Origin of the sequence: Pedobacter hartonius (assembly GCF_900107535.1) — a bacterium.
GTDB lineage: Bacteria > Bacteroidota > Bacteroidia > Sphingobacteriales > Sphingobacteriaceae > Pedobacter > Pedobacter hartonius.
In genome coordinates, this window is sequence record NZ_FNRA01000009.1 from 231,443 (window position 1) to 244,227 (window position 12,785).

Genomic DNA, 12,785 nt, shown 5'->3' on the forward strand with positions numbered 1-12,785 from the left:
AAAGATGTCTTATTTGGTGTTGGTGTAATAATTCAGTTGAATGGCAGACTGGTTAAATTCATTCAATACATCAAGATAGTTGCGCTGAATATCAATAGCCTGTGCCAGATACTGCGATAGCCCGGCAAAGCCAATCTCGCCAGAACGGTAAGCCAGATTTGCAGCTTTAATAATGGCATCGGCCTGTTTTAAACCTGTACTGGTGTAGTAATCTAACAAATCGCCGTTTTTTTCCAGCTTTTCAAGTTCCTGATGATAGGCTGTACTGAATACAAGTTGCTGTTCCTTAAGTACAGTTTGCTGGTAGCTTTGTTCAAGCTGTGCGGCTTTATAATTATGCCTGTACTGTCCGCGCCCAAACAGCGGGATGCCTACAGAAACAGAAAATCCGGAAAAAGGCGGACTGATCCCATACAACCGCTGGGAAAAAAAGCGGCCTTCAAAGGAGGGCATCTGGCTTTGTCCAACTACTTTCGCTTCGGCTCCGGCAATACTCACATTTTGCTGCTGTATTTTTAACAGGGGATGGACATTATTTTCAAACCTTGTTGCATCCAATGCCACTCTTTCCAGTGGTAAACTGTCAGGCAACAGGGCCAGATCTGTATTCAGTAAACGTTTCATTGTTTCCTGCTGGCTACGGATATCTTTGAGGATCAAACGCAGCTGTACACTGGTTTCTTTAGCCTTCGCCTGTGCAGCAATACTATCCAGACCCGCATTTTCACCCGTCTTTACCCTCAGCACAGCAGCTTTGGACAGTGTTCCATAAATGCTATCCAGCTTTTGCCACAAACGTTGTTTGCTCTGTTGGTACCACAAACTGTAATAAGTGCCAGTGATGTTTTTCTTTAGCTCTAAAATCTGCGCCTGCCTGGAATATTCCGCAGCCCGCGTTTTTTCTTCCAATAGTCCCTTTCGGGCGCTGTATAAGCCCGGCCAGTCCAGACTTTGTGATACACCAATCTTCAATATACCTTTCCGGTCTTCGGGATTCAGATCTTCATTCTCCACAAAAACACCTGTTTTAGGAAGTGAGAAAGAAGTTTTTTCGAGTTCTCTTTGCTGATCTATCTTAATCGCCGAGGATCGTAACTGCAAATTGCCCTGGGTACCCATTTCACAGGCATCAATGAGCGTGATCCGTTTTGAACCGGGGTATGTCTGGGCGAAAGAGGATAAACCAAAGCCCCACATTAAGAGTATGAGCAGTGCCGGTTTTACATTCACTGAAGATTTTGTTGTTCCTGATTCCTTTGATATTCCCGATGGTTTTGCTGTTCGTTCCGGTTTGCCCTTTGTGAAAATCAGATACAGCAACGGCAGCACTACTAAGGTTAACAAGGTGGCTGTCAGCAGACCTCCAATTACAACAGTGGCCAGCGGCTTTTGAACCTCTGCTCCTGCGCTCGTAGAAACAGCCATCGGCAGAAAGCCAAGAGATGCGACCGTTGCAGTCATTAACACGGGTCGCAACCTGTCTTTTGTACCCTGGTAAACGCGTTCGAGGATATCGTCCACCCCGTCTTTGGCCAACTGGTTAAACGTTCCTATCAGTACAATTCCATTCAAAACCGCTACCCCGAACAAGGCAATAAACCCTACACCCGCCGAAATGCTGAAAGGCATCCCTCTGAGCAGTAGTGCAAATATTCCGCCAATGGCCGACATAGGTATGGCGCTAAAGATCAGGATGGCTTGTTTGATGGATTTGAATGTAATGTACAGCAGCATAAAAATTAACAGTAATGCTGCCGGAACCGCAATCATCAACCTTTGACTGGCCTGACGTAAATTCTCAAATGTTCCTCCGTACGTATAGTAGTACCCTGTTGGTAAAGGAACCCTTGAATTAAGTTTTAACTGAACCTCTTTCACTACACTTTCTACATCTCTGCCATTGACATTAAAGCTTACCACAATACGCCTTCTGGCATTCTCCCTGCTGATCTGCGCCGGCCCCGTTTCATAAGCTACATTGGCTACCTGTGATAGCGGTACCTGATTTCCATCCGGTGTAGGAATAAACAATTCACTTACATTTTCTATATCGTTTCGGTGTGCAGAATCGAGCCTGACAACCAGGTCAAACCTGCGTTCATTTTCATAAATAGAACCTGTAATATTCCCTGCAAAGGCGGTGCTGATCACCTGGTTGACATCTTCTATATTTAAACCATAGTTAGCCATTCTGGCACGGTCATACTTCACTGTAATCTGAGGTAAACCGCTCACCCGTTCTACCTGAGGCTGGGTCACTCCATCCACCGGTTTAATGGCCTGCGCCACTTTTGCGGCCAGTAGATTGAGTGTATCCAGGTTCTCTCCAAAAATTTTCACTGCCACATCCTGTTTAACGCCGGTCATCAGCTCATTAAAACGCATTTGAATGGGCTGGCTGGGTTCAGCAATTACGCCGGGTATATCTGCAAGCGTTTTGCGCATATCATCCGCAAGTTCATAAAAGCCTTTGTCGTCAGGCCATTCCGATTTGTCCTTAAGGACCACTATCAGGTCAGATGCTTCAGGCGGCATAGGGTCTGTGGCCACATCAGCGCTTCCTGTTTTACCTACAACCATTTTAACTTCAGGATATTTACGTAACATGCGTTCTGCCTGCATGATGGTTTCTGTTGTTTGCGACAAAGAGGTTCCCTGGGGCAGCACAAATTCAATCGCATAGTCGCCCTCTTCTAACTGAGGAATAAACTCACCACCCATTTGAGAGAAAACAAACGCACTAATTACCAGAAGAATGACCGCCACAGCAACAACCTGGTATTTAAAACGCAGGGCCGCTTTTAATACAGGCTTATATTTGCGCTGGAAAAAACCAACCATACGATCAGAAAATGTCTTTTTTGGTTCAGCGTTTTTGGAAAGAAACAGGGCCGACACCATTGGAATGTAAGTCAATGACAGTATCAATGCACCCAAAATCGCAAAGGCGACTGTCTGCGCCATCGGTCTGAACATCTTTCCTTCAGTACCGGTCAGTGTAAGTATAGGTATGTAAACTACTAAAATGATAATTTCACCAAAGGCAGCACTGCTGCGGATCCGGGAAGCAGACAGAAAAACTTCATCATCCATTTCCTCCTGGGTAAAGCGGCCTGCGGTTTTACGTTGTACCAGATGGTGCATGGTAGCCTCTACAATGATAACCGCCCCATCCACGATCAGGCCAAAATCAATAGCCCCCAAAGACATGAGGTTGGCAGAAACACCAAACAGGTTCATCAGGGAAAGCGCAAAAAGCAAGGATAAAGGAATTGCAGAAGCGACGATCAACCCAGCGCGCCAGTTGCCAAGAAATAACACCAACACAAATATCACAATCAGCGCACCTTCGGTTAAGTTACGTTCTACAGTGCTGATAGCTCTTTTAATCAAATTGGTACGGTCCAGAAAAGGTTCTATAACGACATCGCCGGGAAGCGATTGCTGTACCAGTTTCATCCGCTCTTTGACAAGGGCTACCACCTCGGCACTATTTGCTCCTTTAGTCATCAGTACAATTCCCCCCACTACTTCCTTTTCGCCATTATAGGTCATCGCGCCATATCGTGCCGGCGAGCCCAGTTGAATCTTAGCCACGTTCTTTATCAGTACAGGGACACCATTGGATTGTCTTTTGATGATCGTATTTTCAATATCCGGGATACCCGACATCAATCCAACGCCCCTGATAAAATAGGCGTTCGGTTTTTTATCAATATACGCACCACCGGTATTCTGATTATTTTTCTCTAAGGCCGAAAAAACTTCGGGAATGGTCACTTCCATCGCTTTCAGCTTGTCAGGGTCAAGTGCAACTTCAAATTGTTTGGATACCCCTCCAAAAGCAGTCACTTCGGCAACGCCGGCAATACCATAGAGTTGGCGGATAACGATCCAGTCCTGCATAGTTCGCAGATCCATAGCCGTGTACTTTCTTTCACAGCCCTTTTTAGGATGGAGAATATATTGATAAATTTCGCCCAGGCCTGTAGTTACAGGTGTCATTTCCGGTCTGCCCGTACCTTTGGGAATTTCTTCCTGAACTTCATTCAGCTTCTCTGCGATCAGCTGTCTTGCGAAGTATACATCAACTGACTCTTTGAATACGATTGTAATTACGCTGAGTCCGAACCTTGACATAGATCGCATTTCAGTGATATTTGGCAGGTTTGACAGCGATCGTTCTACAGGATAAGTAATGAACTGTTCAACTTCCTGCGCAGCTAATGTGGGCGCTTTGGTAATTACCTGCACCTGATTATTGGTAATATCTGGTAAAGCATCCACGGCGATTTGAGTCGTGCTCCATATTCCCCAAACTATCAGTGCAAGGGTAAAAAAGCCGATCACCAGTTTATTACGGATACTATACCGTATAATGGCATCTAACATAAATTTCTGAAAAAATAGATAAAGCACAACCTTCCTGATAAGGGGCAATGCACAATTAAAAAAGGAAGAAAATTTATGCTATTTGGGGAGGCTGCCAGATTTTTATGCTTTGTTCCTGTACAGGAACTACCGCAACATCAGGATACAGACGCATGACAGTTTGTGAAAACACCGTTACAGATACTTTTGAAGTGATATGCCTGACTGTAGAACAACAATAACAAGAACAAAAAGGGGGGCAACTTTCCTGCTCCTTTTGGTTATGAGCCATTTGGTCTTTCTGAATGGAGGTAAATACTTCACCGGTAGCTACGTCTTCTTTATCCTGACATGGCATAAGCGCCAGGAATGCAAAATAGAGACCTAATACAATTGTAAAGTATTTCATTTGTTTCAAAAGTATAAAATAAAAACTAAAAATAAAATTTAAACGTCAATGTACTTCCTTTTTGTAACCCTCCCCTGTATCCAACAAAACCTGAATAAAAAAAACATTGCATACCACTTTAAGGCCACAATGGTTACAAAATAGGTGTTGTATATCTAAAAACTATTTATGAACGAAACTGCATTCTCTGGTGAGATTAGCATTTCCTGGTAAAGTGTCTCTGCGAACCCTAACCTGATCACTAATTCATCTTTTAATACTGCGGCCATGATATCTTCAGCAATAATATCAGGGGCAACTTTTGGGAATTCCCGTCCGGCATTCATTTCTGTATCTGCAAATGGAGGAAATACCTCGATTACTTTGATGTTGCTACCTTCTTTTTCCAATTGAATCCTCAACGCTTGTGAGTAACAACGCATTGCCGCTTTAGAGGCGGCATACGTGGCAGCCATTATAGAGGGTGCAAAAGCTACCATTGACTCCATATTGATGATGGCAGCAGATTCCAGTTGTTTAAGGCCTGGTAAAAATTGGTTGATAACATTGACCACGGCAAAGAAATTCATCTCCATTTCTTCTCTTACTTTCTTATGATCATCATCGCTCAGCACTGCAGAAAGAAAATGACATTTACCCGCACTATTGATCAGTATATCGATTCCCCCATCGTGGGTGACAGTTTCAACCAATCTTTTAACATCTTTGGTGTTACTTACATCCGCAGTGATGTAGGTTGCACTCTTTAGCGAGGCTGCAGACTTCTTCAGCCTTTCTTCAGTGCGGCCAACTAAAATTACATGCGCACCAGCTGCTGAAAATACTTTGGCGATGCCAAAGCCAATTCCTGATCCCCCACCGGTGATCAATACTTTTTTGTTCTGAATATTCATGATTTTATGGTAGTTAATTTACCATGAAGTTACTTTCAAAGCAACAACAGACAAATCCCCTATATCGGTGAATTCATGTGCTTCAGCAGCTCACTACCACCATAGACAAGGATGGCTCATACAAGAATAAAACTTATCTTTCCCGTACAACCAGTATATCCCTTATGACCAGATTCAAGATTTCATCCCTGATTGCCATTTTCTGTGCCTTTGCCATTATTGTAGCCTTTACAAACAGTCAAATAGCGTCTCATGACATCAGACCATTGGTAACACATGATGTCATTAAGATTAAGGCCCCTTTTCCTATGCCTGCAATACAGGCTGCTGGCCATACCTGATTTTGCCTCTGGCTTCTCTCTTCATGGTAACGCAATAAAACCGGTTTACAAATCCTTTCCACACCTCATCATCGAGAAATATCGATTGTGACAGGTTGATAACGCTTACCAGCGGATGCCGCGGAGCAGGCAGAGACAGCAGGCGGCGAAATTCCGAAATAGATTTGATAGCGTTCATACTACGAAAGTATAAGATTATTGATTAAAGAATAAGAAATTATATTAAAAATGCTTCGCTGATCTTAAAAGTTATAGTAGAAATTCAGATTTGCTGTTGTACCAATCCCCCGAACATATTCCGCATCAACAGCACGGTATTGGCTCACGACAGGATAGTATGATTTATTGAACAAATTCTCTATACCCAGCCCTGTTGAAAATTTACTGCTGAATTTATAACTTGCCGCCAGGTTAAAAAGATTGACAGACTTAACCGGTCCTTCACTGTTGGCAAACAGACCGTTTGTCCTCAGGTCAAAACGATCCCTGCTGCCTGTATAAACCCAGAACAGTTTCATATCAAACGAGCCTGACGGACGAAATCCTAAGTATCCGGTTGCTTTTGGCGGAGCAATACGCAGACCATTGAGGTATACTTTTGTGCCATTGCTCTGTTTGGATTTGCCTTCAACATAGGAATAGCTCCCGCCAATGGTCCATTCTTGACTGAGTAAAAAATCAGCTGTGAGTTCATACCCATGAATATTTTCAGGTTCCCTCTGTGCTACCAGCACACCGCTCCCGTTATCAACCAGGTTAGCGCCCAGATTTGAGGTGCTGACATAATAAGATGCAGTGAAATTAAGCTTTCCAAGTGTACTGCTAAATCCCGCTTCATAATTATTTGTGATGATCGGATCTGTAGCGATGTTTTCCAGATTGGTACTTGTGGCACTTCGTAATATCCTGCCGAGTTCATTAATAGCAAAGCCTTGTGAGAAACTCACAAAAGGATTAAACAGGTCATATTTATTGTAACGCAAGCCCGCATTGAAAGTAGTTGCATGGTAAGGGATTTTTCCGCCCGTCACTGCTATACTGCCCTGGTTGTTGGGTCCCTTTGCAATCGTATTATAATCTTTGACCTTTACGTTTGCATTCTCATAGCGAATACCCGCCTTTAGTATAAAATTCTTCAGCAGGTCTAGCTTCATTTGTGCATAAGGGGCCAGATTTACCATATTCATATCCGGTATATATACCCGTCCGTCTGTCAGTACCTGGTTGGTACGGTCATTTAGAAGATCAAGTCCGTAAGTAACTTCACCTTCACCCAGCGCAGCCATTTTCCATGGCGTATTTAACGTAAGACGGACTCCCTTTTTAAAGGACTGAATCTTGGTTTGCCCCGGTCCATACCAGGCTGTTCCCTGTGCAACATACCGGTTCATGGATATAAATCCGTTATAATAACCTAAAAGATCCAAACTGGTATTTAGCGGCAGCGCCTTATTACTGTAGGTAACAAGTACATTGTGGTTATAAGGAGTTCCTGCAGGCTCCCCCGGATCATCGCCCTTTTGACCAACTGAAGGATTTACCCCATATTTACCTGTTACATTTATGTAATCACTGTTTTGGGTACTCCGGAAAAGGTTATATGAGGCAGTGATATCACTGTTATTGTTGATGTGGTAACCCAATTTTACAAAAGTGTTGTAAAGGGAACTTTCCCCCAGGCCATCCGGCTGGGCGTTCACATTTCCTTTAGCATCGCGCTGTACACCTGTATAATTAAATGTGCCGTTCAGCACATAAGAAAATCGTTTGATTGTACCCGCAAAAGATTGTGATACGCGGTAACCAAGAGTATTGGAAGGGTTGGCCACATTCCCGCTTAGGCCCACACTTGAGGTTCCTGAAAATACTTTACCGGCCTCCGGCTTTTTGGTGATAAAATTGATAATACCACCAGCCGAGCCATTACCGTAGATAGAGGTTGCTCCTTTGATGACCTCGACCCTTTCAATAACTGCAGGATCGATCGTCCGGATATCCCGGCTGCCATTCATTAGCGGTGTGGATTGGGGAATACCATCGATCAGCACCAGTACCTGACGTCCACGGAGAGTCTGACCAGAATTGGTCGCTTTATTTGTGGCTGTACCTAAACCGGGAATTAAATTACCCAAAATAGAAGCTATAGAGGGGTTCACGTTGAGTTGTTCGCTTACCTGCCGTGCATTAAGAATGCTAACCGAGGAGGGAACATCCCTGATACTCTCAGCTTTTCTTCCTGCAGTTACGACAACCTCAGAAAGTGCATTTTCTTCCCGTATCTGCAAAAACAGATTTGTAACCTGATCAGCGACCAGTATAACATCCTTTTTCAGAGTGCGATAGCCAACCATACTTACAGTGATTTGATGCAAACCGGCATTCAGATCTTTAAAGCTAAAGACGCCCTTTTCATCCGTATGGCCGTTTCCACCACCAGAAATGATAACAGTAGCATAGGGAAGCGGCTGGCCCGCCCCATCGGTAACCGTACCAGTGACAGCAGCGGTTCCTGTACCTGAATTTTGTGCTGATAATATCGCGGGATTGATCAGGAATAGGATAGCTGCGACCGTTAATATATGGATCAGTTTGTTAAACGATGGTGCCCGTTCCGTCCAAATGGCTAAGGTATAAAGTTGCATATGAGATAATGAATAATGATCGGACGAATATAGATTATTTAGATCAATTCCAAAGAGGTGTTACAAACTATTTAATTCAGGTATAAAAAATTATCCATCATAGTTTCCCTTGTCTCAATTCCACCCCCCTATAGTCGCAGGATTGAAGGGGGAAACTTTTAGTCAATCAGACCCATGCTGAACTCATCATACGGCTTACCTGTATCCGTACCCAGCGGTACAATACTTTCCAGTCTGGCCATATCATCTTCGCTCAATGCGATAGCATCTGCCAGCAGGTTCTGTTCCGGGTATCTTCTGCGCTTGGTACCCGGGATAGGAAGTACTCCCTTGCTCATGATCCAGGCTATGGCCAGCTGCGATGAGTGACATTTTTTTCTTCCGACAGTCCCCCGATCGCTTTGACAAGCTCAATATTCTTATAGAAATATTCCTCCTGAAAGCGCGGGATTGCCCGGCGAAAATCATCTTCCGGCAAATCACCGATACTGCGGATCTGACCGGATAAGAAACCCCGGCCCAGCGGAGCGTACCCTATCCCCAGCTCATTCAAAGTCTGCAAGACTCCTCTATCTTCTACGGTACGCTCAAATAAAGAGTATTCGCTTTGCACGGCCGTAACAGGATGGACTGCATCAGCCCTTTTAATAGTTTCTGATGATACTTCTGACAGACCGATGTAGCCCACCTTGCCTTCTTTCACCAGATCACTAATTGCTTCAATGGTTTCTTCTATCGGTGTATTCTTATCCAGCCGGTGCATATAATATAAGTCGATGTAATCCGTATTCAAAACTGTCCATCCTTTGTCTATTGTGAATGTGATTGTTATAGATCAATAAAGCAAGGCGTGCAGATACACGGTTTTGAACCCTTCAGCAAACTGTTCCAGCCAGTTGGCCTTAATCATGCCAAAAACAGCTATTTAACTAACTTAAAAGGCTTTAATTTCCGACAAACAACAATACAAACTTCTGATTATTAATAGTATAAACACCTATTTCCCAATACAAAATACGCAAAACACTCATTTTAAATTATTTAAGTTTTTAAAGTAACAAAATAAAAACATTTTCTCTATTAAAGTATACCTGATATCCATAAAGAACGAGAATCTACATTTTAAATATTTCTTGACAAAATCATAGCAATCCAATGCCTTGGTCCGTTCTATAAGTTAGACCCTCGTTAGCCTGTTTGATAAAAACGGCCTATATAAGAGAAGGACAATTTGCAGTCAATCAGATGGATATGCAAAAAGAACCTGATTCTTTCTGACGCAGAAGATCGCCTTCATGTAAAGGTCTGACCAAAGCTATACAGAAAAAGGCATAACATATATCAAAGCCCCGAACCAACACTCAGAGTCTTTGTTTTTTATACAACCGAAGGTAAACACATTCAAACCGAACAACCGACTAATAATGCTAAGCCAGGTACTTGAAATATATTTTTGTGAGTTGCTCATCAAAACTTTCCTTCAAATACGCCTCAAGCGTAGCCTTCACCACAACATTCCCCTTCAGCTTTTTGAAAAAGTAAACACTGAACGCCTCCTTTAACCACAACACCTCAAAGCCGGAATATTCAAACCCGTCCGGATTCAATAACCAGGACTGATAAGGCGTAAGCCCCACAATGTCCAGCAAAGCGGGATGATACAAGGGAACATCAAACCGATGAACTAGGATCGCCATGTTATCAATCGAAGGGTTCCTTATCAGCTTCCCATCGCTATGCCAAAACCCATCTGGCGTGTTATGCGCCACTTGCTCCTTCACATACGAACTAAAATAATCTTTATGGTCAACAGCCAGCACACCCTCATGCACCAGGCACTGAAACAAGTGCGCATTGAAATCCAGGTCCAGGAAACGCTCAAGCTCAGCAACAATCACATCCTGCAGCTCAGGAGCAGTAATATGCCATAAATGTCCCAATCTTAAATATTCAGGATTGCTACCGCCCATGTGGTTGACCACCGCTTGGTGGATCAGCTTCACTTCTTTGATCTTCTCCTGAGGAAAATGCCTCCTCCAGGACTTAAGAATCCCTTTAACGATCCGATCGTGTTTCAGATGATGACTTTCAAGCTTTGGGATGATCGCCTGCAGGACCTGCAGAAACTGGCTGACCGAAAAAGCGTCTCCAAAGTGTTCTATCAGCGCAGAAAGGGTCTTCATGTACTGATCAAAATACTTCGGATCAGCCAGCAAGAAATTAATGATATCAGGCGAAATACCACGGACATCATCGGTGCAGCAACCCATCTTAGCGATCACCATAAACAGCAAACTGAATACCTCGTAGTGGTAAAAGCAGCTGCTCGAGTCAAGCATTTGCGCTTTCATATCCACTTCCTGACGAAGTCCCGAAAAACCACCGGTCACAAAATGACTGCGTAGTAAATTGGAAGCCTTCCCTAGAATCCCTTTTCGCGTAGCTTCACTAACCGCCAAAACAGGAACCTCCTCCAGCATTTCCGATAATGTTCTAGGATGGATGTGCAGGACCACATCTGTCAATAGCTGCAAGTCAAATTCCTCCTGTCCGAAACCCGGCGTTAAAAACCTATATAGATATGCCTGAAAAATATCCCGGTGGATTTCCCTGACCGAACTGAGCTGATCGATCATCAGGAAATTGGAATGGTTATACGCATACAGAATCCAGCGCTGATACCTTAAAGTCTCTAGCTGGTCAGCGGCATGGATCACATCACCCCGGAGGTTAACCTCCATGATTTCCTTTGTCCGCGTCATACTTTCTTTCACCTGATACCTGAGCCGGTCCAGCAGCACCTCGTCTTTTATCTGCATCAAATACCTCCGCAACTCCACAGGAGCAAAGAGGTCCACCTCATAGGCAATGACCGCATCTAAATCTATAGCCTCTAACCTAATTTTAACTGCCTTACCCCGCTCAGAAGAATCATCGATTTGCGAAGTCAGGTTTTTCAGGTTCACCTTCACCAGCATATATTCCGCAACGCATCGATCCAGGCTTTTGAATTTCCGTTCCAGCACCTCAAGATCGTAATATAAATGGTTGTCATGCTGGCTACGCAGCAAATGTTTACCAAAAACATACTCCAAATTCCGCTGCTCAAGATCATAGCCTTTTAGCCTGCTAATTACCGCCTGCATATCCAAACTTCTAAACAAACAGGAGATGCAGTCACAAGCCTGATGGTCCTGAACGCCAATAAACCGTTGAATACCATACTCCCGGCTAAAACCTGTATTGTGTGGGAGTTTCGGCAAAACTGACCCCTTCATTCCGCAATTAAACTGACGTTCTATTCCGCTCCAAATTGACCCCCTCATTTCGGTGCAAACTGACCTATTTTGCCTTTCAGGGCACTTTTTTTATTCCTAAATCATCTATTATTCTTTAAATTCTAAGGCTAATTAATAGCCTCTAGGCGTTGATGTGTCCTGCCGACAGGGTGTTAGTCCACTTTGAATGTTGGGTCGTTTATAGCGGCTTATTTAAAGTAGTCTTAAATAGAGTGACGGGATGGTCATTTCAGAACGTCCTGGGGTATTACAAAAAGGCGGGTGAAGGAAGAAATGACCAGATTTGAGTTGCTTTTGCTCAGTGCAGGATGGGGGCTGGTTGGAATTAATTATCTTTGGTAAGACTTAGTGGGGCATTCGCTACCACGCTCGGCAGCCAAGGCAGGGGGTCAGTTTGAACCGAAACAGAGGGGTCACTTTTACTGAAATACGCAATTATATCTAAAAATAGAATTTCAAGGAAATTTGAATCAAGTCATAAAATTATGGAGGAGGCATTAAATCTCTAGCTTTGGGCTATACATTTTATTAGTTCATGCAAGACGGTTACTGTGAACGGTTAAACGGCTTCTTTGCTCCGAAATGAGGTGTCAGTTTGGAGCGGAATAAGCCGTCAGTTTAATTGCGGATTGAGTGGCCACTTTTGCTGAAACTCCCAATACCTTAAGTAATAAAAGTTTTAAATCCGGATTTCCATTATTGAATGAATCTTAATATTTGAAAGTTTATCGTTTGTGGGAGTGTAAAGTGAACTGTGTCAACATCACTTCTTCCTAGGTGGAGGCTTCTTCAGCCTCCACCTAGGAAGAAGTCGCCGAAGGCTTTCAATC

The 12,785-nt window shown here is 43.6% G+C and carries 6 protein-coding genes and 1 pseudogene; all 7 read right to left on the reverse strand.

Going from position 1 to position 12,785, the window contains the following annotated elements; all coding sequences use genetic code 11:
• Positions 1–9: 9 nt before the first annotated feature.
• A complete protein-coding gene (locus BLW16_RS16335; protein WP_090558576.1) occupies positions 10–4,392 on the reverse strand; it encodes a CusA/CzcA family heavy metal efflux RND transporter in 4,383 nt (1,460 codons plus the stop codon).
• 73 nt (positions 4,393–4,465) lie between these two features.
• Complete coding sequence (locus BLW16_RS16340) at positions 4,466–4,780, reverse strand: DUF6660 family protein (RefSeq protein ID WP_090558578.1); 315 nt, start codon at positions 4,778–4,780, stop codon at positions 4,466–4,468.
• Positions 4,781–4,935: 155 nt separating this feature from the next.
• A complete protein-coding gene (locus BLW16_RS16345; protein ID WP_090558580.1) occupies positions 4,936–5,673 on the reverse strand; it encodes an SDR family NAD(P)-dependent oxidoreductase in 738 nt (245 codons plus the stop codon).
• A 306-nt stretch (positions 5,674–5,979) separates the two neighbouring features.
• The gene (locus BLW16_RS16350) at positions 5,980–6,192 is read right to left on the reverse strand and encodes a hypothetical protein (protein ID WP_245735337.1); all 213 of its coding nucleotides are present in this window, start codon (positions 6,190–6,192) and stop codon (positions 5,980–5,982) included.
• A 64-nt stretch (positions 6,193–6,256) separates the two neighbouring features.
• Positions 6,257–8,656 carry a TonB-dependent receptor gene (locus BLW16_RS16355; RefSeq protein ID WP_090558582.1) on the reverse strand — a complete coding sequence of 800 codons (2,400 nt, stop codon included), beginning with the start codon at positions 8,654–8,656 and terminating at the stop codon, positions 6,257–6,259.
• Positions 8,657–8,814: 158 nt separating this feature from the next.
• A pseudogene (locus BLW16_RS16360) lies at positions 8,815–9,419 on the reverse strand (aldo/keto reductase).
• A gap of 664 nt (positions 9,420–10,083) precedes the next feature.
• Complete coding sequence (locus BLW16_RS16365) at positions 10,084–11,934, reverse strand: hypothetical protein (RefSeq protein WP_175470615.1); 1,851 nt, start codon at positions 11,932–11,934, stop codon at positions 10,084–10,086.
• Positions 11,935–12,785: the final 851 nt, after the last annotated feature.